The organism is Paenibacillus ferrarius (assembly GCF_002027705.1).
Lineage (GTDB): Bacteria > Bacillota > Bacilli > Paenibacillales > NBRC-103111 > Paenibacillus_E > Paenibacillus_E ferrarius.
The window spans coordinates 127,307-147,970 of the sequence record NZ_MBTG01000023.1 but is presented as its reverse complement, the minus strand read 5'-3'; the positions used below and the strand labels follow the sequence as shown (position 1 = coordinate 147,970).

Here is a 20,664-nt window from a genome sequence, read left to right as displayed (position 1 = left end):
GGATCATAAGCATCCGATCGGCAAAGGAGTAGGAGATATGACTACAACAAAGAAAGAAGAGCTCAGGGGCAAGAGCAACTGGCGCGGGTTTGTCCGCTTGCTTCTCCAGACGAATCCCCCCAAACTCGTACTCGGCATAGCATTAGGATTAAGTGTTATTTCAACGTTAGTAGGCTTGGTCATACCGTTGTTCACCAAGAATGTCGTGGATAGCTTCTCCATTGACTCTCTAAACTGGCTGCAGATTAGCGGGATGGCGATTGCTTTCGTAGCCTCAGCGGTTGCCTCCGGGGTATCCGTGTACCTGCTGAATTTAGCAGGGCAGCGTGTGGTAGCAGGGATCAGGGATCGGCTTTGGAAAAAGTTGCTCGTGCTGCCAGTTAGCTATTATGACAACCATCAAACAGGTGATACAATATCTCGAATGACGAACGATACCGCTGTGATTAAAGGTTTGATTGCCGAGCATATGTCGGGCTTCATTACAGGTATCATTGCGATTATTGGTTCGATCGTAGTTTTGCTTTATATGGATTGGAAAATGACTTTGATCATGTTCAGCGTATTCCCATTAGCATTCATAATCTTGTTCCCATTAGGACGGCAAATGTTCAAAGTATCCAAAGGCCTGCAAGCAGAAACCGCCAATTTCACTTCAGTACTCAATCGAGTATTGTCTGAAATTCGCTTAGTGAAAGCGGCCAATGCGGAGCCAGTTGAGTACAAAGAAGGCAGTACGGGCATTCAAAAGCTTTTCAAATTTGGGCTTAAAGAAGGCCGCATTCAAGCGCTAATGGCACCGCTTGTTACTTTCGTCATGCTGATGCTATTCGTCGTTTTGTTCGGCTATGGCGGCATGCGTGTCTCCTCTGGGGCGATTTCTGCCGGTCAGCTGGTGGCGTTCATGTTGTATTTGTTCCAAATTGTTATGCCCATTACCCAAATCACACAGTTCTTCAATCAAGCACAGAAAGCGATGGGCGCTACGGATACGATCCTGAATGTTCTGGATTATGAAGAAGAGAATCCGCATGCAGGCGCTGCTGTCACGAACGCCTCCCAGTCGCTTCAATTCGATCGGGTGACCTATGGATACAAAGAGGGGGAGCCGGTGTTGAAAAATGTCAGCTTCACCATGGAAGCGGGTAAAGTCACGGCTATCGTAGGTCCGAGCGGCAGCGGCAAGACGACGATGTTCTCGTTGTTGGAACGTTTTTACTCACCGCAAAAAGGGGCTATTACCTTAGGTGTAGAAGGCATTGATCAGTTCTCCCTCATATCCTGGCGGAGTCAAATCGGCTATGTGTCTCAAGAGAGCCCCTTGATTGCCGGTACCATTCGGGACAATATTTGCTACGGCTTGCAGCATGAAATTACGATGGAAGAGCTGAAGAAAGCTTCGCAGATGGCCTATGCCGACGCATTTATCGAAGAGCTTCCCCAAAAGTACGATACCGAAGTGGGTGAGCGCGGGATCAAGCTGTCCGGTGGCCAAAGACAGCGGATTGCGATTGCACGGGCTCTGCTGAGAGATCCGAAAATTCTGATGCTGGACGAAGCTACATCGAGTCTGGACAGCAAATCTGAGGTTGTCGTCCAGCAAGCCCTGCAAAACTTGATGCAAGGACGCACAACATTAGTCATTGCGCACCGCTTGTCCACCGTCGTGGATGCCGACCAAATCATCTTCCTCGACAAGGGTGTCGTCACAGGGAGCGGGACGCATCAGCAATTGCTGGAGTCTCATGAGATGTACCGCGAATTTGCTACGCAGCAGTTGCAGCTTCAGGAGCAGATGGTTGCGGAGCATGCTCCTAGTGCATTGTAGCTAAACAGAAGTCGCCTGAATCCTTGGGCGGCTTTTTCTTTGAGCTTGAATCAAAGGGAAAATGTGCAGCAAATATAGAAAAAGATCAGAGCCATGAAATGGGCTCTGATCTTTTTTTTGAGATATGTAGAATTATTGCTAAATACACCTTCTAATAACATCGGCCAGAGGTTGTTCGTCTCTAACTGACTTGATAAAAGCCAGAAGAATTTCATCTTTGTTTACTAAAGACCAGTCTAGCTTAAACCCAGTATTTAGTGCCAAGCATCGGAGGAACTCTCTCTGAGCTCTACCGTTACCTTCCCGGAAGGGATGTAAGTGGTTAAGGTCCCCCATAAATAACGCCGCTTTTAAAGAAAAGATCTCAACGTCCAAGCCAATTAGGTGATTTTCGTCTTTTAACTTGCTGAATATCTCCTTGGATTGAGGGAGTATATGCTGGGTATAGGCAAAATTAAAGTTGCCCTTACTTATGTCCTCTTCCCGGATTTTTCCAGCGAACAAGGGGTATACATCCTGGAAAAGATAATGATGGATGACCCGTAAGTGTGCAAAGTCAAAAGAACCAGGCAAGGGCTGCGTAACCAATAATGCATTGCGTCTAGTACTAACTATACTCTCATATGCCGTTAACTTATGTTGGTCCCTTATGTCGGGCTTATTAATTAGAATTTCTGTACCGGGATAGCAGTACTTAGATTGATTGGAAGCTTTTCTATACACTTAAAGCAATTTCGAGCGCACGTTGGAGGAATTCCTCTTCGGATAACTCTCCCCTGAGATTTTTTAGGATTAGTTCTTCGCTGCCTGTAGGTAAAGTTTGTCCTTCTATTTCAAGTGAGGCTTTCGCGTTGCGAAAAGCATAGTCAGTTGTGTCTTCGATCATAGTGACTACGTGTGGCATTAGTACCCCTTCTTTCCCTAGGAGACAGTATAATTATCTCTATATTATACCCTAAAACAAAGGGCATTAACACTTCTATTTGCTTAAAGGGAAGGGACAATCGTACGTCGAATATGTTCATCAACTAGATTGGACTGATACCAGTAGGAGGAATGAAGAATGGATAAAGTACGATGGGGAATTATCGGCTGCGGCAATGTGACGGAAGTCAAAAGCGGTCCTGCCCTGCAGAAGGTGGAAGGCTCTGAGCTTGCAGCCGTAATGCGGCGGGATGCGCATCTTGCAGAAGATTACGCGAAGAGACATGGCGTAGCCAAGTGGTACGACAATGCTGAAGCGCTGGTTCATGATCCGGATGTGGATGCGATATATGTAGCAACACCTCCGGCTTTTCACCACGAATATGCTTTGATGGCCGCTCGCGCTGGGAAGCCAGTCTATGTCGAGAAGCCAATGGCGAAGAATCATCAGGAATGCTTGGATATGATAGCAGCCTGTGAAGAAGCAGGCGTGCCTTTATTTGTTGCCTATTATCGAAGAGGCTTGCCCAAATTCGTGGAAATTAAGCGGTTGCTGGACAGCGGTGTGATCGGCGATGTTCGTTTCGTACAGACCACCTATTTGCAGCAGGCGAAGGACAATCTGGGCGAAGAACTGCCTTGGCGGCTGCAGCCAGAGTTATCCGGCGGCGGGCTGTTTGTTGATTTAGCCAGCCATACGTTGGATATTCTTGATTATCTGTTAGGTCCGATCGGTGAGGTTCAAGGTTTCGCCAAGAATCAGGCCCAACGTCATCAAGTAGAAGACATTGTAACTGCGACGTATGCGTTTGAGTCCGGTGTGATGGGGACGGGCATATGGAGCTTCAATACATATACGCACTTGGACAAAAACGAGATTGTCGGCAGTCTGGGGAAAATGACGTTTTCCACGTTTAGCGGCGATTTGCGGATTGAGGGCTTGGACGGTCTTATTGAAGAAAAGGACATACCGAACCCGGCACATGTGCAGCAGCCGTTAATTACGAAAGTCGTAGAGGAATTGAGAGGACTCGGCAAAAGCCCGAGTACAGGCGTAACGGCCGCGAGGACGAATCGGGTGATGGATGGGCTGCTAAAAGACTTCTATCACATGACATAGGCGTGATTGCGCTTTCACCAGATGTTTACAAAAAACGTACAAATACGGATAAAACGATTGACGGAAACCCTAGACCCAATTAAACTATGGTTAATTGTGATCTATACTTGGCGCTTCGCAGTCAGGCATCTTCGCACTTTGCTCCACGAAAGCGTTAAAGTGGTGAGCGGGCGAATTGGCCAAGTCCAACAAATGGGAACGTAGAGAGGGGTAATCAGTTTGAAAAAGAAAGCACTCGCGTCACTCGTATTATCAGCAGCACTTATGCTTGTAGCAGCAGGTTGTGGGCAAAAAGCGGCTGACAAGACTCCGGCAGCAAGCGCGCCAGCACCAGCAGCCACGGCTGCAGCTGGCAAGACGTACAAAGTCGCTATTTCACAGATCGTTGAGCATCCTTCCTTGGATGCTACACGTCAAGGCTTCTTGGCAGCATTGAAGGATGCAGGGATTGTGGAAGGAACGAACCTGAAGGTTGATTTCAACAACGCACAGGGCGATCAAACGAACAACTTATCCATTGCTCAAAAAATTGCTTCCGCAGACAATGATTTGGTACTCGGTATTGCGACACCATCCGCACAAGCGGTTGTACAGCAAGTGAAGAAAGCTCCGATTCTATTTGCGGCGGTAACTGATCCGCTTGCTGCCAAGATTGTTAGCAGTGTTGACAAGCCGGGCGGCAACGTATCCGGAGCATCCGATACGAATCCGATGGCGGTTGCTCAGTTAATGGATTTCGTGGCTACGAATATGCCGAAAATCAAAACAGTGGGTCTCGTTATCAATGAAGGGGAGCCGAATGCGGTCATCATGGCCAAAAATGCGGAAGATTCTCTGACCAAACACGGTATTAAATTGGTCAAAGCACCGGTTACCAACACATCGGAAGTTAAGCAAGCTGCTCAATCCCTTGTGGGTCGTGCAGATGCCTTCTTGATTACACTCGATAACACGGTTGTTAGCGGCGTAGACGGTATCATTCAAATTGCGAATGACAAGCACATTCCGTTCTTCTCCAGTGATCGTGATACGGTAGAAAAGGGTGCTTTCGCAACAGTTGGCTTCAAATACTATGACCATGGCTACCAAGTTGGCCAAATGGCTGTAGAGATTCTTAAAAACGGTAAGAAACCGGCAGATATGAAAGTTACTGTACCTGAGAAGCTGGACCTGATTTTGAACCTGAAAGCAGCGAAAGCCCAAGGGATTGAAGTGACGGATGCCATGAAAAATGCTGTCAAAGATAAAGAGAAAAACATCATTCAGTAAAGTTTAGGACACAAAAGGGGTGAACGTCACTTTCGTTCATCTCTTTTTTCAAGTTGTGAGTTTCTTTTTTTTATGAGTTAGGGAGGTTTTTTCAGATGATGGATTCCATGATTGGCGCCGTCGAGCTAGGCTTGCTTTATGCGCTGATGGCACTTGGTGTGTATATCACGTTTCGTATTCTCGATTTTCCGGATTTGACGGTGGATGGAAGCTTCACGACGGGCGGAGCGATTGCTGCGATCATGATTTCGAACGGATATTCGCCGATACTTGCGTGTGTGGCTGCTTTTGCAGGCGGACTTGCTGCCGGAGCATGCACGGGCTTGCTTCATACGAAGGGGAAAATTAATGGATTGCTGTCAGGTATTCTCATGATGATTGCCCTTTATTCCATTAATATGCGGATTATGGGGAAACCGAATATTTCACTGCTGGGGGCCGATACGTTATTCTCGGCGATGAAGCCGATTACGGTCGTGCTCATTATTGTGATTATTTTCAAGCTGCTGTTGGATGCGTTCCTGCATACAGATTTAGGACTATCCTTGCGAGCAACAGGAGATAATGCTCGCATGATCCGCAGCTTTGGCGCGAATACGGATCGAACTACGATTCTAGGCGTCAGCTTATCCAACGGCTTAGTTGCGCTTTCCGGTGCGCTGATCGCTCAGCAATCAGGTTTTGCGGACATTTCGATGGGGATCGGGATGATTGTTATCGGACTGGCTTCGGTTATTATCGGCGAAGCGATTTTTGGCGCTCGCACTGTATTCCAAGCGACGCTGGCTGCGGTACTCGGTTCTATTGTGTACCGTATTGTAGTGGCCTTGGCGCTCCGCGTAGAATGGCTGAAAGCTTCTGATCTGAAGCTGATCACCGCTATCATCGTTATCATTGCGCTTGTCCTGCCTTCTGTGCAGCGCTCTGTGAAGCAAAAAGCAACAGCCAAACGCCGCTCAGCCGAGCTCATCGCTCGCGCTGTGCAGCTGAATAAGGGAGGTAAACGCTGATGCTCCAGCTCTCCAATGTTTCCAAGCTTTTTAACCCTGGCTCAGCGGATGAGAAAATCGCGCTGATCGGCATTAACTTAAACCTGAAGCCCGGTGACTTCGTGACGGTCATTGGCAGCAATGGCGCCGGTAAGTCGACGCTGATGAATATCATCTCCGGCGTGATGACGCCGGATGCTGGCGAAGTGCGCATCGGCGGCGAGGTGATTCACCACCTGCCGGAGTACGAGCGCAGCCGCTGGATCGGCCGCGTCTTTCAAGATCCCATGGCGGGGACTGCTCCTCGAATGACCATCGAGGAGAATCTCGCCATGGCGTACGCCCGCGGCAAGAAGCGCGGGCTGAGCTTCGGCGTCACCGCGCGGAAGCGCAAGCTGTTCCTGGAACAGCTTCAGCGCCTCGGAATCGGCCTGGAGGGCCGTCTGCGCGCGAAGGTGGGTCTGCTCTCCGGCGGCGAGCGTCAAGCCCTCAGCTTGCTCATGGCGACGTTCACCAAGCCGCAGATTCTGCTGCTTGACGAGCACACGGCCGCGCTCGATCCCTCGCGCGCGGAGCTGATTACACGATTGACCGAGGATATCGTGCGCGAAATGAAGCTGACCACCTTGATGGTCACGCACAACATGGAGCAGGCGATCAGGCTAGGCAATCGCCTGATCATGATGGACAAAGGCCGCATCATCCTCGATGTCAGCGCGGAGCGGAAGAAGGACCTCACCGTGGAGCAGCTGCTCGGTGAGTTCGAGAACATTAGCGGCACCAAGTTAGCGGATGACCGCGTGGTGTTGGGCTAAAAAACAAAAAGCCTTTGGCCAGAGGGAACTTCTCCCTCGGGCTTAAGGCTTTTTGTTCATGGAAATTACTTGGACACACTCGATTGAACCATAGCATTGATCGCTGCCGGATCTTCTTTCTCAATCGGGCGCTTTTTGATAAACAAAGTAAGCGGCAAAGCGACGACTACGATGAGGGTAGCCAGCAAGTAAACATCATTGACACTCATGGTGAAGGCATGTGAGCCAATAACCACTTTATCCTTGATGCCGCTGCTAACCAACTCGGTCGTATGTGAAGCGGTTTTGGATGACAGAACCGATGTGAAGAGGGCGATGGCGAACGAGCCAAAGACGTTGCGAACCCAGTTGCTGATCGATGTGGCATGACCGGACAGGGTCCGCGGAATTTGTTCCATACCCGCATTGCTCGCAGGCATGGTCGCCAGGGCAATCCCGATGTTCCGAACGATCATCCAGAACAAAATGTAGCTGCGAGATACGTCTACACTTAACCAACTAAGCGTTAAAGTACCAACCGCGATTAACGTAATTCCGCTGAACATAAGGACGCGAGGACCGACAATGCCATATAGCTTCCCTACGATCGGCATGCAGAGTGCCATGGCCAGCGATGCAGGCAGCAAAATGAGCCCTGTATCTAACGGAGTTACATGCTGAATATTTTGCAAGAAAATAGGAGTCAAAAAAGTCCCGGAATATAAGCTAATCGTAACGATACTTGAAATTATGAGTGTTAATGAGTAACGTGAATTGTGCAAAACACGAATATTCAACAGAGGTGTTTCTACCGATAGTTCTCTCCAAATGAAGAGGAGAAGCACGACAAAACCAAGTGCGAACAAGCCAATGACCTTGCCTGATGTCCATCCCCACGCATGCCCTTGTGAGAAAGCGATCAGCAAGGAAAGACTGCTGACAACGACAGTTAGCAAGCCGATCAGGTCAAACCTTTTAGGTACAGAAAGGCGGTAATACGGGATTAATTTCAAAACTAGGAAGATGGCGACCAGACCAACAGGTATGTTCATAAGGAACAACCAGTGCCAGCTCCAGTTTTGCAGCAGCCATCCGCTCAAGGTAGGACCGATGGCAGGCGCCATCATAGCCGATAGGGACCACAAGGATATGGCTACGGGCTGTTTGTCACGCGGAATGACTTGGTAAATAATCGTCATCGTGGCAGGCATAATGAGACCGCTGAACGCCCCTTGCGCTATACGGAAAGCGATGAGAGAAGTCGCATCCCAAGAAATCGCGCATAGAAACGAAAAGACGGTAAAACCTACGAGGGCCAGTGCATATAAGCGCTTGTAGCTAAAGCGTTCGCCGAAATAACCGGTAATTGGGGCAATGGTGCCGCTCGCGAGCATGAAGCCCGTAATCGTCCACTGGATTTTACTTAAATCGGTGTTAAAATGTTGGCTCAAAATCGGTATGGCAATATTAATTGTGCTCATGCTGAGAATTGAAACGAACGACCCGAAGAATATTGCAATCATAACAGGCCAGAATCGTACTTGCTGTAGATCATCCTTACTCTTGCTCAAGGTAATGCCTCCACTCCAGTTATTGACTTCTTTGCCGGATTCTCTATAATTTGAATGAAAATCATCATACTACCAAAGAAGATATATGTCAATAATGACATATCGAAGGAGGTCTTATGAATACCCTTTCTTATGGCTTGCTAAGCCTGTTAACGAAACACTCTCGAACGGGTTATGAACTCATGCAGCATATTCAGCCTTTTTGGCAAGCTAAACATAGCCAAATCTATCCACTGCTTGCGCAATTAGAGCAGAATGGCTATGTGGAGTTCGTTCATGTCCCGCAGTCAGATAAACCAGATAAAAAAGTGTACTCCATCACGGAGAAAGGCAAGGAAGCGACGAGTCTTTGGATCGCAGAGCCTACGGACGAGCCTGTGATGCGGGATGAGCTGGCCTTAAAGGTGTACTGCATTAGCCTTGTCGACAAAGAGCCTGCGCTGAAATTGCTTGCAGAACGCAAAGAATACTATTTGAAGAAGAGAAATCGTCTTCATTTATTATTTGATAAAATCAAAGAAGAGAGCGGCAAGCCACTTGAGAAACTGGAAATTCACGATTCCCAGTTCGGTCCCTACGTATTGGTACAGAAGGCTATGATGAAAGTAGACGCAGACTTGTCCTGGTGCGAGTGGATGAAGAAGAAGCTTAGTTAGTGAGCGGCTCCAGCAGGCAGTTTAGATTTATTTAAGAAATTAGTTAGAAAGCATTTAGATGAAGGCATTACACTAAGAGAGGAGTGATGATCTTAAACGGGGGTTCGATATGAGTAAAAAGTGGAGCATGTTCTTCATTATCCTTATTGTAGGGGTTGCGATTGCCGCGGTGTTTCCCTATGTTACCTTAGATCCTGCGCGCAGCCGAGCTACGCTGAATCCCTCTTTTTCTTTGCACTATACGGTGCTTGTTGTTCATATTGGATTTGCCCTGGTTGCCCTAATCAGCGGCTTATTTCAATTTCCTGTGCAATTCCGCACACGCTATCCGTCATGGCATCGAGCTCTCGGTCGTGTATATGTCGCTAGTGTTATGCTAAGTGGACTTTTGGGGCTGGTCATCACCTTATACATCGACAGCTTTGTCAAAGCGATGGCTTTCCTGACCTTGAGTATTGTCTGGCTGTTTACCACATGGAAGGGCTTCCGATTCGCTGTCAAAAGAAAGTTCCCGGAGCATCGCCTTTGGATGATCAGGAGCTATGCCGTCACCTTGGTCGCTACATCAGGGCGGTTGATCGTTCCTTTTTGCATTTTGATCTATCTCGCTATGCACGGATTCCATCTGCCGGAAGGCGGCCGCGAGCAGATGATCGCTGATATTTTAGAGGTCAACATCTGGCTGGGGCTGCTCATCAATCTTTTCCTTGTGGAGTGGTTTTTGCTGCGGGGCCGTAAGCATTTGGAATGAAGGGAACTAGGATCCGTTATTTTATCAAAAATGGCTCTAATTCCAGATAGGCGGAACTAGGATCCGCTAAATGTGCACTTGCTTCTCCGAAACAGGTACATTCGGGCAATTAGCGTACTCTAGTTCCGTTTCGCCTCGAAATAGCCCTTTTTTCTCGAAATAGCGTACCGTAGTTCCGTATCACCATCAGATGAAGGCAACGTATCGCTTCCTGGCACCCTCGGGCGAAATTCTTGCAAATAATAGAAACTCCACAAGGCACGAAATTCCACATTCCTTAGTAGAAGCCCCCTATCATGCACGTGAGTCGAAAGGCTATCTCAGCCTCCCAATCAGGCTCTTCAACCTCCGATGTCCTGGATGACCGTTTGAATCTTCTGCAAGCGAATATACTCTGACTTCTCCAGCTGTGGCCGGAAATAGGCATATAGATAGGCGGCATCTTGGAAGCTCAATCCGGGATAGCAGACGACCTCCTGCACCACGTTGGGGTTATCCATGATCACCTGCCATTCCCCTGTGCGGTTCGCCGGTTCTATGGTCGTGAGGACATGCTTTTTGGCCGCGAGAGTGGCCTCAAGCTCTGTCCACACACATTCCCATGAAGGGCTGAAGTGGACAGGCTCTGGGAATAGGCGGCGGCCTGTGGCGATCGTCAGCTCAATGTCTGCAATATCTGCGTCAGTTGCGGCTTTGATGGTCTCTGTAAGGCCGTCTAAAATCCGGCGGAAACCAGAATAGCCCTCGGCATGGACCTCTTTTTGAAATGCTTCTTCATCCTCGCAGGTAGGAAGGCTTTGAAAATCGGCAAATCGATGATTGGTCATACGAGTATATCCTCCCAAACAGTTCCTTTCTCCAAAATGTATCACATATTATTTCCCAAAAAAAGCCCTTGCAGGACGAACGGCTGCTTTGGTTTAAATTCAGTTTATAAAAGCCCGGTATGCTAAGTACAGGAAGGCGAGCAACATGTCAGATTTAATCGTTTTCCGTGGATTGCAAGGAATTGGCGCAGGTACCTTGATGGCGATAGCCATCACGATTATTGGTGATATTATGCCTGGGGAGACACGAGGAAAACCATCTTCTTGGGAAAGGCGAGAATGCTGCCGCCAGCACCGAAGGATATAGAGATACAAGTAAATGCAGATTCGGTGCTGAAGCCATCAGAATTCGTCTATTCGTCTAAATGAGCTAGGAGTTGTATGTTAAAATGAGGTTAAAGCAAGTGTGACTAGATTCTAACAAAGCGAGGCGTGAGGCAGATGGCTCCCATACTAATTGTTGATGATGACCCCTATATCCGCGAGCTGGTTCGCGTCTTCATGCAGAACGAAGGCTTCGAGGTTGTCGAAGCCGCGGACGGTGCGGAAGCGCTCAAACTGCTCGAGACCGTTCAGGTAGACATGGTGATTATGGATATTATGATGCCTAATATGGACGGCTGGGAGCTGTGCAAGGAGCTGCGGGAGCATTACGATCTCCCGCTGCTTATGCTCACTGCCAAAGGCGAGACCTCGCAGAAGGTCAAGGGCTTCGAGCTGGGCACAGACGATTACCTCGTCAAGCCCTTCGAGCCTGTGGAGCTGGCGCTGCGCGTGAAGGCGCTGCTGAAGCGCTACAAAATCGCTTCGTCTCAAACAGTTCAGGTCGGAGACCTCAGCATGAATCGCAAAACGTATGAAGTCTCAGTCGGTTCCGATAGCATGACCCTGCCGCTCAAAGAGTTTGAGCTGCTTTATAAGCTTGCCAGCTACCCGGGAAAAACCTTCTCCCGAGACCAGCTCATCGAGCAGATCTGGGGCTTCGATTATGAAGGCAACGAACGGACAGTAGACGTTCATATCAATCGGCTGCGGGAGAGGTTCCCGGAGGAGCAGCATGCTTTTCGCATTGCAACGATTCGGGGACTTGGGTACCGGATGGAGGTCCTGCGATCATGAGCAGGGAAAAGCGGCAAGCACGTAGGAACATGCGGAGGGAGAAACACGAGCAGCGCAAGAGCATGCGAAACATGCAGTCCAGAAAGCAGCGTGTACGAGGCTTCTTCTTTGCGGTAGGCATTTTTATCTTGATTATTATCTATTGGCTGGCTTCGTTTTATGGGACGTCCTGGTTATATAGCTATCTCAATAAGCGTCCTTCCGAAGTGGTGGTCCAGCTCATTAACTCCGTTAGCGGAATGTTTCTCTGGGGGCTCACCATGGCGATTATGGGGCGATTCATTCAGAGCCAGCAAATGATCTTTTTTCAAAAAATGATAGCGGCCATTCGGAGCATGTCGAGGGGGGATTTCAACGTTTCTGTCGAGAATAATCCGCATAACGGCCCCTTTGTGGAACTGGTGGATTCGATCAACACGATGGCTGTAGAGCTCGGGCAGGTAGAAAAAATGAGACAGGAGTTCATCTCCAATGTGTCCCATGAAATACAATCACCGCTGACTTCTATTAGTGGATTCTCACGGGCGCTGCAAAACGAGCAGCTATCACCCGCAGAGCGGAAGCATTACTTGGAGATTATCGAAACAGAAAGCACAAGACTATCGAAGCTTAGCGATAATTTATTGAAGCTAACATCGTTAGAATCACAGCATCATCCTTTTGAACCAACAAGCTATCGTCTGGATAAGCAGATCCGCAATCTTATTCTAGCCTGTGAGCCCCAGTGGGTGGACAAAGATATTGAGATGGATATTGAGCTTGAGGCGGTTACGATATCCGCTGATGAAGACCTCCTAAGTCAGGTATGGACAAATCTCATTCATAATGCAGTGAAATTTACCCCGGTAGGGGGAACGATTGGTGTCCATGTTACAAGCAGCGCAGAAAGTGCAATCATCCGAATTTCAAATAATGGCGCGTGTATATCGGAGGAGGATTTGCCGCATATTTTTGAAAGGTTCTATAAATCCGATAAGTCGAGGAACCGAACTTCAGGCGGCAATGGACTTGGCTTGTCGATTGTGAAGAAAATTATTGAGATGCATGAAGGCTCTATTGCTGTAGAAAGTGAACCAGGGAAAAACACGACCTTTATTGTCCGTTTCTCATTACCGAAATAAGAGCATGAACAGAAATAGGGACCCCCGCTTATCTGAGATAACCGGAGGCCCCTAAGGTTCATTCATCGTATTCAATTGTACCTACACACACTCCAATCAACCAACTGACGTTGAAATTACGACATTACGTACCTACGGATCCTTTCCTCGAATAAACGCTATTCACATTTACCGTGTTGGATTCCCACATGTCCGATGAACGATGGCCGTTCCCGCACCTTTTCTTCCGTCGTTTGAAGGAAAAGTGGACATGTTTCGCTAACGTGGTCCAATGGACTATCCCCTTCCTAAGTTGAGGTTATCCTCGCTCCTGTCCGAATGCTGTACCAGCTGTACGGCTTGTCCTTCAAGTGAGCTTGTATTTATCATATATTAATATTTAAATATTGTAAATATTCAGAATATTCGATTACAAACGAGTTATCCCGCCTAATTTCCTATATGCTTTGAATTGCTCGTGTATGCGTTGTTTTTGGGCGGGATTCCTTGTTTAATTTGGCAAGCAGGCGATCCACCATTTCTGACTTCAGGCAGCATGCTCATAGTATGCGCGAGAATGCTTTATATCTGGTGCCTTGATACGAGAGAGTTCCTAGATCGCCTTCAACGATATACCCGAACTGCTGACGGCCAATATGCAATTCAAGCCGACTCCGATCTTCGAATTCAAAGGTTGCATAGTAGCTCGTGCTTGAAGTGGAATCACCAGAACCGCCGCTTACCTGCATTCTTTTGGCGACAACCTTACAGGTCCGACTTTGGAGGGGGGAGGCGTTATTGGACGCCCATGTTGAGAGTGATTTGATGATAATGAAGATAAAACCGCCAATGACGAGAACAAAAATAAGGATAAAGACCGTAAAAAAAATGCTGCTGCCCATAGAAAAAGGTCCTGTGTTAAACCCAGTTGACATGCTGTTCACTCCTTAGAAGTTTCTTAGAGGCTAGACGTCTAGATATGATTGCGTTCTCTATAAAAAACGTTTGACGAATCGGTAGCCAGTTTCATGAAAATCTAGCGGCTCATTATTCTCCCGCGATGTATCATGCTTCTCTGCTCCCGTGATCCACCACATCCCGTTGCAAGCGTGCTTCTTCGTCAATTGCTCGGCATAATTCTTCAATTTATCGGCGGCAGCCTGCTGATGTTTCGTTTCATCCAAAGAAATAACGGATATCTCGCTGAACTTTAGAATCTCACCATCGCCTTGACGAATACGAAAGCCCAATGTACCTAGAATCTGGTTCTGCTCTTCGTAGACATAGAGGGATTCATTTGGATTATCTCGCATAAAATGCAGCCTATTTTCAATGTGCAAAGGAGAAATGTCTTTACCTGTGCGCGCAGAAACAAAGGTGCTGATTTCTTTGGTATCTTGGGAAGTAGCTTCACGAATGATGTACGTCATAAATAGTCCTTCTTTCTATTAACCTATGATTATGCTAATTATACCATATATTGGAACATGAGTTCTACATATGAACATGCAACTGCCAAAATAGAAGGTTGATCGCACAAAAAAGGGTTGAACAGAAACGCTTCTGCTCAACCCTTGGTCATTTATATTTCAAAAAAAATCATTTACGCTTGCGCATGAATCGTATTCAATGTCGTGCGATCGCTAGCTTGCACGAGTTTAATGAGCAGCTCCTTCGCGGCTGCGTAATCATCCACGTGCAGGATCGACGCGGAGGTATGAATGTAACGCGCGCAAACCCCGATGACGGCAGAGGGGATACCTGTGCCCTGGACATGTACGAGGCCGGCATCTGTTCCACCCGCCGAGATGAAGTACTGATACGGGATCTTATGCGTCTCCGCCGTATCCAGAATGAACTCTACCATCCCGCGGTGGGTTATCATCGTGGGATCGAAGATACGCAGCAGCGCTCCGCGCCCCAGCTGCCCGAAGGCATTGCGGTCGCCGGTCATATCCCCGGCGGCGCTGGCGTCGAGCGCGTAGAAGAGGTCCGGCGCAATGAGGTTCGCCGCCGTTCGTCCGCCGCGCACGCCGACCTCCTCCTGCACGGTTGCACCGGCGTACAGGACATTCGGGAGCTTCGTACCGTGAAGCTCCTTCATCAGTTCAATCGCCAGGCCGACGCCGTAGCGATTGTCCCAAGCTTTGGCCATAATCCGTTTCGGATTGGCCAGCGGGGTGAACGGGCAGATGGGCACAATCTGCTGCCCGAGCTTGATGCCGATGGCGAGCGCATCGGCTTTGTCTTCTGCGCCGATGTCGATATACATCGTCTTGATGTCTGCGGACTTGCTGCGTGACGCTTCGTCCAGCAAGTGCACGGGCACCGAGCCGATCACACCGATGATCGGCCCCTGCTCGGTCATAATCTGCACGCGCTGCGCGGGCAGTACTTGACTGAACCAGCCGCCAAGGGGCTGGAATTTGATCGTGCCATGCTCCGTGATACCGCTGACGAGGAAGCCAACCTCGTCGAAGTGGCCGGCGACCATGATTCTAGGACCTGTTTCATCGCCGCGCAGGATGCCAAACAAGCTGCCGAGTCCGTCCTGGACGAACTCGTTCGTATATTTCTCTAACTCACCGCGTACAAACTTGCGGATGTCCCGTTCAAAACCGGGCGCTGCTTGCAGCTCAGTCAGTGTTCGGAATAACTCTAAAGTTTCAGTATTCATGATGGTTCCCTCGCTTTGATTCATTGTAGTTGTAAGAACATACGATGCGGATCTGAGCAATATTTTAACATAGCCAAGAAAAAGCGTGAAATCTTTCATAAGCCTATTGACTAAACTAATGATATTAGTTATTATACTAATATAAATAGCAAACAGGAGGCGTTATGATGAAAATCACGCAAATCGGTCAGTTATATCAAATTACTTTTATGCCCAAAGTATTCCCCGTTAATTGTTATTTGGTGGAGGAAGCTGAGGAGTTAACCTTAATTGATGCGGCAATGCCATTTAGTCTCAAAGGGATTCTGAAGGCGGCCGCGACGATTGGCAAACCCATTACACGCATTGTACTTACCCACGCGCATAGTGATCATATAGGTGCACTGGATGGCTTGAAAAAGGCACTGCCGCAAGCCGTTGTCTACATTTCACGCCGAGATGGAAAGCTGCTCGCAGGAAATCAAGAGCTGGAAGCGGGCGAGCCGAATTTACCAATTAAGGGCGGCGTGCCCAAAGCAGGTGCCATCCAAACGAAACCGGATGTATACTTGGAAGATGGCGATTTGGTCGGCTCGCTGCAAGCCGTAGTGGCTCCAGGGCATACACCGGGCATGATGGCTTTCTTGGATGTTCGCAGCCGTGCGTTGATTGCAGGGGATGCTTTTCAAGTGCGCGGAGGGGTGGCCGTGTCCGGAGTGACGAAATTCTGGTTCCCCTTCCCGGCTCTGGCAACATGGAGCAAAGAAGGGTCACTGGAGAGCGCGGTTAAACTAAGAGCACTTCAACCTAGTGTACTCGCAGTTGGCCACGGACAAATGATTGAGCGGCCACAACAAATCATGGATAAAGCTTTGGAAGAAGCATCCAAAAGCTTTCATATCAAAACAGCAAACATTTAGAGATGAGGTAACAAAATGGCCATTCGACAAGGACTGGATTCAGAAACCGTACTGCTGGCAGCGATCGAAATAGCAGATCAACAGGGTATCGAGTTCGTTACCTTGGCGGCATTAGCAGCAAAATTAAATGTAAAGACACCGTCTCTTTATAATCATATCAAGGGCTTGCCGGATCTTAGGAAGCTAATGTCTCAACGAAGTTTACAGCAGATAAGAGAGGCGATGGTCGAAGCTGTGCTTGGCAAGTCTGGCGAGGACGCGCTCCTGGCTGCTGGATTCGCATATGTGAATTTTGTCAGAAAGCAGCCAGGTCTATATGATGCTATGGCGGCATTGCCGGATTTGGAAGATCCACAAGTCAAAGAAGCGAGTACACAAGTTGTGATGTTTATACTGCGTCTACTGGAGCCTTACCACTTAAGTGAAGAAGACGCTCTGCATGTAGTGCGCGGCTTCCGCAGCATCGTTCATGGGTTCGCATCCTTGGAGATGAAAAACGGATTCCGTATGAATCTGGAACGGGACGAAAGCCTGAGACGGCTTTTGACGACCTATTTGCGGGGAATGGCCAAGGGGTGAATCTCTTTCCGCAGCATCAAAAGTATCCAAAGCACCAGGAAGTACTCAAGCACTCAAAGAACGAGAAGCACTGAGAACACCCCAAAGTAGCTGAAGCACCCAAAGCATCAAAAGTATCCAGAGTAACCAAATTACCCAAGCGTCCAAACCGCCAGAAGCATCAAAAGTATTCAAAGCACTCAAAAAACCAGAAGCACTGAGAACACCCCAAAGTATCTGAAGCACCCAAAGCGTCAAAAGTAACCCAATTACCCAAATTACCCAAGCACGAAGAGCACCAAACCACACCAAGCCCCCAAACCACCAAAAACCTGCGAAAATGCAGGTTTTTTCTACTAAATCGGCGAAAAAATGCAAATTCCTGCAATTGTGCAGGAATTTTAAGCCTTTTTGCTCTGTAATCAGGAAAAAGATTCAAAAGCATGCAGAAATGCAGGAATCTTACCAAAAAGGGTAATTTCAAGAGTAAAAAGATGCACAATTGCAGGTTTTCCAAAAAGTATAGTCACACATTTCGCTGAAGCCCGAACTTTTGCGAATTTCAGCCGCTCCCTGGGCCTTATAAATGCCATGAATTTAGCGATTTTCTGCAATTTGGCATTCTTCAACCGGCAGGCCGGAATCTACATAGCCCAAATCGACGGCACGCCATAAATAGAGCGAGGCGAAGCTGCGGTAAGGTGCCCACACCGGTGCGATTTGTCCCAAATAATTGCAGTCCTTGCGTTCCTCCAGCTGGTGCAGCCAGCGAGCTGCGCGCTGAAGGCCTGCATCCCCGATGGCCATGACATCGGATCGGCCCAGCGCAAAAATCATGAACATTTCCGCGGTCCAGACGCCAATGCCTTTGACGCTTGTAAGCTGCTTCAGCAGCTCTGCGTTGTCCAGCTCATGCAGGCGATCCAAGTTCACTTCGCCGCTTATGATTTTAGTGCTGAGATCGCGGATATAGCGGATTTTGGGGAATGAGACACCGCATGCTCGAATAGCAGTTTCATCGGCAGCGAGTACTAACTCCGGCGTGAATGCCGGTATGACTAGCTTGACTCTGGCTTTGATGGTCGCGGCTGCTTTGGCGGATAGCTGCTGAGAAATAATCGACATCGCCAAAGATTCATAAGGGAATGCACTTGGTGTAAGCGTTCGTTCACCGATAAGGTGAATTAGCTGCGCTAGACGACTGTCGGCTTGGCATAAAGCGAGGATAGCGGGGTGTTCTTTGTGCAGGCGAATGGATGAAGTGGTTGGGGCAGGCAGTAGTTGTTCTTCGGAAGATTGTGTCTCCATGCAGCGGCAAGCCTCCTATGTTAATGATGAATTAGTCTTATTGGAAAGCTCGTGTAGTAATACATACGATGGCTAAAAAGAATTGTTGCGCTGAAACGGATGGCTTGTTTCTCCAAACTGATCCTCTCGATTGAGAGGATGTAGAGCTAATGCATCTCGCGGTGTATAACTTTTTGAATGCGCTTTTAGTATAATATAAAGATAAAGGCGTTGCAGAGAAGGAGCGGGGGAAGCTGGATGGCAGGCGAAATGGGTAAGCAGTTGTCGGTTTCGCGCAGGAATGTGGGGATTTTTGCCCATGTCGATGCGGGAAAGACAACAACAACGGAGCATCTTCTTTATCATAGCGGACGAATACGTGCCTTAGGCAGTGTAGATAGCGGTACGGCGCAAACGGATTCCATGGATGTGGAACGGGAGCGGGGAATTTCGGTGCGCAGCGCGACGACGGCTTTTTCGTGGAAAGAGACGTTTATTAATTTGGTAGATACGCCGGGCCACGTGGATTTCTTATCCGAGGTGGAGCGTTCTTTGCGGGTGATGGACGGCGCGATTCTTATTGTTTCTGCGGTAGAAGGCGTGCAGTCGCAAACGGAAATGATTTGGCATGCGCTGCAATCGTTGAAGATTCCAACCTTGCTCTATGTGAATAAAATGGATCGCATCGGCGCAGACCCAGCGCGCGTGCTGCAAGAGATCCACAAGCAGCTGACACCGATGGCGGTGCCGATCTATGCGCCGCTTGGCATAGAGGACACGTTCCGCGGTGCGGTGAACGTGCTGGCAGAGGGCGCGCCAAGCGCGCCCACGCCCGGCTTCGACCTCGCAGCAGCGGTCGAAAAGCTGTCCGAGCTCGACGAGCCGCTGCTGTCGAGCTATATCGAAGGCGTGCCCATCCCGGCACGCGAGGTGAAGACGACCCTGCAGCGGTACGCACGGCAGGGAATGGCTTATCCTTTGCTGGTGGGAGCCTCCAGCAAAGGGATTGGCATCGAGGAGCTGATGGAAGCGATCCTCGATTATTTGCCCGGGCCGAGCGGCAGCGCGGAGCAGCCGCTTTCGGCCGTAGTGTTCAAGGTCGAGCGGGACAAGACCATGGGGCGCATGGCCTACGTCCGCGTCTACGAGGGGACGATCCGCAACCGGGACACCCTCTTCAATGCCACGCGCGGCGTGGAGGAGAAGGTGACCCAGATTCGCAAAATCGACGGCCGCCGCGCCGAAGATATCGGGTTGGTGGCGGCAGGCGATATCGCTGCCGTCTGCGGCCTGACGCAGGTGCGGATCGGCGATGTGCTCGGTAGGTCTGATGCCGTGCCGCCAGCACCTCGGCTGGCAGTGCCGCTGTTGACTGTGCAGGTGCATGCCCAGAGCGATGCTCAGTATCCGGCGCTTGTCGCCGCTTTGCAGGAGCTAACCGACGAAGATCCACTGCTGGATTTGCAGTGGATCCAAGAAGAGCGGGAGCTGCATGTGAAAGTTATGGGCACGATTCAGCTCGAGATCCTGACGAGTTTGCTCGACTCTCGTTTCGGACTGCAAGCAAGGTTCGATCAGCCTTCCGTGATTTACAAAGAAACGCCTTCGAAGTCCGGTGAAGGCTTCATTGCTTATACGATGCCTAAGCCTTGCTGGGCCATCCTGCGCTTTCAGATCGAGCCCGGTGAACCGGGAAGCGGGCTCGTTTACCAATCGCTGGTCCGGGGCGAGCAGCTGCTCGCGCAGTACCAGAACGAAGTGGAGCGCCGCGTTCCGGAGGCGCTTCAGCAAGGGCTGCTCGGCTGGGAAGTCACCGACCTGAAAGTGACGCTTACGTACGGTGAGCATCACGTGTGGCACACCCATCCGCTCGATTTTGCCGTAGCCACGCCGATGGGCCTGATGCAAGGTCTCGCGGAGACGGGGACGAAGCTGCTTGAGCCTATGCTGCAAGTGCGGATTACCGTTCCAGAAGTCTACGGCGGCAAGGTGCTGAGCGACTTGGTACAGATGCGTGCGATCTTCGATCCGCCGCAAATTAGCGGCGACCGTTTCGTCGTAGAGGGCCGCCTTCCTGCAGCTACCTCCTTGGACTATCCGGTGAAGCTTAGCGCCATGTCAGGGGGCAGGGGCGTGATTACGTCCTCCTTCGGCGGGTATCAGCCAAGTCCGCCGGATGTGCAGGCCGAGCGCAAGAGGCGGGGGGTTAATCCACTCGATCAGTCCAAATATATTTTGGCTGTCCGCAAAGCCTTATCGACATAAAAGGGGACGTCTGCTCATTGACAGGGGGCA

At 49.4% G+C, this 20,664-nt stretch carries 21 protein-coding genes; 13 read left to right on the top strand and 8 right to left on the bottom strand.

Going from position 1 to position 20,664, the window contains the following annotated elements; translation table 11 throughout:
* The first annotated feature begins 37 nt into the window (after positions 1 to 37).
* Entirely contained in the window at positions 38 to 1,828 is a 1,791-nt protein-coding gene (locus tag BC351_RS23290; RefSeq protein WP_079415902.1) for an ABC transporter ATP-binding protein, read from the top strand.
* A gap of 138 nt (positions 1,829 to 1,966) precedes the next feature.
* Here the strand turns inward: BC351_RS23290 and BC351_RS43975 are convergent, their stop codons facing one another.
* Positions 1,967 to 2,551 (bottom strand): Fic/DOC family protein, encoded by a 585-nt coding sequence (locus tag BC351_RS43975; protein ID WP_079415415.1) that lies wholly within the window; start codon positions 2,549 to 2,551, stop codon positions 1,967 to 1,969.
* Complete coding sequence (locus BC351_RS23280) at positions 2,544 to 2,732, bottom strand: antitoxin VbhA family protein (RefSeq protein WP_079415413.1); 189 nt, start codon at positions 2,730 to 2,732, stop codon at positions 2,544 to 2,546. The genes BC351_RS43975 and BC351_RS23280 overlap by 8 nt, the downstream gene beginning before the upstream one ends.
* Before the next feature lie 159 nt (positions 2,733 to 2,891).
* Here BC351_RS23280 and BC351_RS23275 point away from each other — a divergent pair, with 159 nt between their 5' ends.
* The 4 genes from BC351_RS23275 to BC351_RS23260 all read left to right on the top strand — a co-directional run bounded on the left by BC351_RS23275 (position 2,892) and on the right by BC351_RS23260 (position 6,945).
* Positions 2,892 to 3,872, top strand: coding sequence for a Gfo/Idh/MocA family protein (locus BC351_RS23275; protein ID WP_079415411.1), 981 nt, complete (start codon positions 2,892 to 2,894; stop codon positions 3,870 to 3,872).
* A 219-nt stretch (positions 3,873 to 4,091) separates the two neighbouring features.
* On the top strand, positions 4,092 to 5,141 hold the full coding sequence (locus BC351_RS23270; RefSeq protein ID WP_079415409.1) for an ABC transporter substrate-binding protein: 1,050 nt from the start codon (positions 4,092 to 4,094) through the stop codon (positions 5,139 to 5,141).
* A 95-nt stretch (positions 5,142 to 5,236) separates the two neighbouring features.
* Entirely contained in the window at positions 5,237 to 6,151 is a 915-nt protein-coding gene (locus BC351_RS23265; protein ID WP_079415407.1) for an ABC transporter permease, read from the top strand.
* Positions 6,151 to 6,945 (top strand): ABC transporter ATP-binding protein, encoded by a 795-nt coding sequence (locus BC351_RS23260; RefSeq protein ID WP_079415405.1) that lies wholly within the window; start codon positions 6,151 to 6,153, stop codon positions 6,943 to 6,945. The genes BC351_RS23265 and BC351_RS23260 overlap by 1 nt, the downstream gene beginning before the upstream one ends.
* 65 nt (positions 6,946 to 7,010) lie before the next feature.
* On the opposite strand, the gene BC351_RS23255 is transcribed toward BC351_RS23260, so the two are convergent.
* The gene (locus BC351_RS23255) at positions 7,011 to 8,495 is read right to left on the bottom strand and encodes an MDR family MFS transporter (RefSeq protein WP_244209152.1); all 1,485 of its coding nucleotides are present in this window, start codon (positions 8,493 to 8,495) and stop codon (positions 7,011 to 7,013) included.
* 116 nt (positions 8,496 to 8,611) lie between these two features.
* On the opposite strand from BC351_RS23255, the gene BC351_RS23250 reads away from it, so the two are divergent.
* On the top strand, positions 8,612 to 9,151 hold the full coding sequence (locus tag BC351_RS23250; protein ID WP_079415403.1) for a PadR family transcriptional regulator: 540 nt from the start codon (positions 8,612 to 8,614) through the stop codon (positions 9,149 to 9,151).
* Between the two features lie 109 nt (positions 9,152 to 9,260).
* Entirely contained in the window at positions 9,261 to 9,902 is a 642-nt protein-coding gene (locus tag BC351_RS23245; RefSeq protein WP_079415401.1) for a DUF2306 domain-containing protein, read from the top strand.
* Between the two features lie 341 nt (positions 9,903 to 10,243).
* On the opposite strand, the gene BC351_RS23240 is transcribed toward BC351_RS23245, so the two are convergent.
* Complete coding sequence (locus tag BC351_RS23240; RefSeq protein ID WP_079415399.1) at positions 10,244 to 10,729, bottom strand: hypothetical protein; 486 nt, start codon at positions 10,727 to 10,729, stop codon at positions 10,244 to 10,246.
* Between the two features lie 145 nt (positions 10,730 to 10,874).
* On the opposite strand from BC351_RS23240, the gene BC351_RS41730 reads away from it, so the two are divergent.
* From BC351_RS41730 to BC351_RS23230, 3 genes are all read left to right on the top strand, one after another.
* The gene (locus tag BC351_RS41730; protein WP_144028501.1) at positions 10,875 to 11,036 is read left to right on the top strand and encodes an MFS transporter; all 162 of its coding nucleotides are present in this window, start codon (positions 10,875 to 10,877) and stop codon (positions 11,034 to 11,036) included.
* Between the two features lie 134 nt (positions 11,037 to 11,170).
* Complete coding sequence (locus tag BC351_RS23235) at positions 11,171 to 11,848, top strand: response regulator transcription factor (RefSeq protein WP_079415397.1); 678 nt, start codon at positions 11,171 to 11,173, stop codon at positions 11,846 to 11,848.
* Complete coding sequence (locus tag BC351_RS23230) at positions 11,845 to 12,969, top strand: HAMP domain-containing sensor histidine kinase (RefSeq protein WP_341866015.1); 1,125 nt, start codon at positions 11,845 to 11,847, stop codon at positions 12,967 to 12,969. The genes BC351_RS23235 and BC351_RS23230 overlap by 4 nt, the downstream gene beginning before the upstream one ends.
* Before the next feature lie 539 nt (positions 12,970 to 13,508).
* Here BC351_RS23230 and BC351_RS23225 read toward each other — a convergent pair.
* The 3 genes from BC351_RS23225 to BC351_RS23215 form a co-directional block, all read right to left on the bottom strand.
* Positions 13,509 to 13,883, bottom strand: coding sequence for a DUF2500 domain-containing protein (locus tag BC351_RS23225; protein ID WP_244209151.1), 375 nt, complete (start codon positions 13,881 to 13,883; stop codon positions 13,509 to 13,511).
* Positions 13,884 to 13,940: 57 nt separating this feature from the next.
* Positions 13,941 to 14,378 carry a GNAT family N-acetyltransferase gene (locus BC351_RS23220; protein WP_079415395.1) on the bottom strand — a complete coding sequence of 146 codons (438 nt, stop codon included), beginning with the start codon at positions 14,376 to 14,378 and terminating at the stop codon, positions 13,941 to 13,943.
* Between the two features lie 173 nt (positions 14,379 to 14,551).
* Positions 14,552 to 15,625: a M42 family metallopeptidase gene (locus BC351_RS23215; RefSeq protein WP_079415896.1), complete on the bottom strand. Its 1,074-nt coding sequence runs from the start codon at positions 15,623 to 15,625 to the stop codon at positions 14,552 to 14,554.
* Positions 15,626 to 15,792: 167 nt separating this feature from the next.
* On the opposite strand from BC351_RS23215, the gene BC351_RS23210 reads away from it, so the two are divergent.
* Entirely contained in the window at positions 15,793 to 16,524 is a 732-nt protein-coding gene (locus BC351_RS23210) for an MBL fold metallo-hydrolase (RefSeq protein ID WP_079415393.1), read from the top strand.
* 15 nt (positions 16,525 to 16,539) lie between these two features.
* Complete coding sequence (locus BC351_RS23205; protein WP_079415391.1) at positions 16,540 to 17,103, top strand: TetR/AcrR family transcriptional regulator; 564 nt, start codon at positions 16,540 to 16,542, stop codon at positions 17,101 to 17,103.
* A gap of 576 nt (positions 17,104 to 17,679) precedes the next feature.
* Here the strand turns inward: BC351_RS23205 and BC351_RS23190 are convergent.
* Positions 17,680 to 18,390, bottom strand: a complete 711-nt coding sequence (locus BC351_RS23190) for a DNA-3-methyladenine glycosylase family protein (RefSeq protein WP_079415385.1) — start codon at positions 18,388 to 18,390, stop codon at positions 17,680 to 17,682.
* 237 nt (positions 18,391 to 18,627) lie between these two features.
* Between BC351_RS23190 and BC351_RS23185 the strand changes: the two genes are divergently transcribed.
* Positions 18,628 to 20,634 (top strand): GTP-binding protein, encoded by a 2,007-nt coding sequence (locus BC351_RS23185; protein WP_244209150.1) that lies wholly within the window; start codon positions 18,628 to 18,630, stop codon positions 20,632 to 20,634.
* The last annotated feature ends 30 nt before the right edge of the window (positions 20,635 to 20,664 follow it).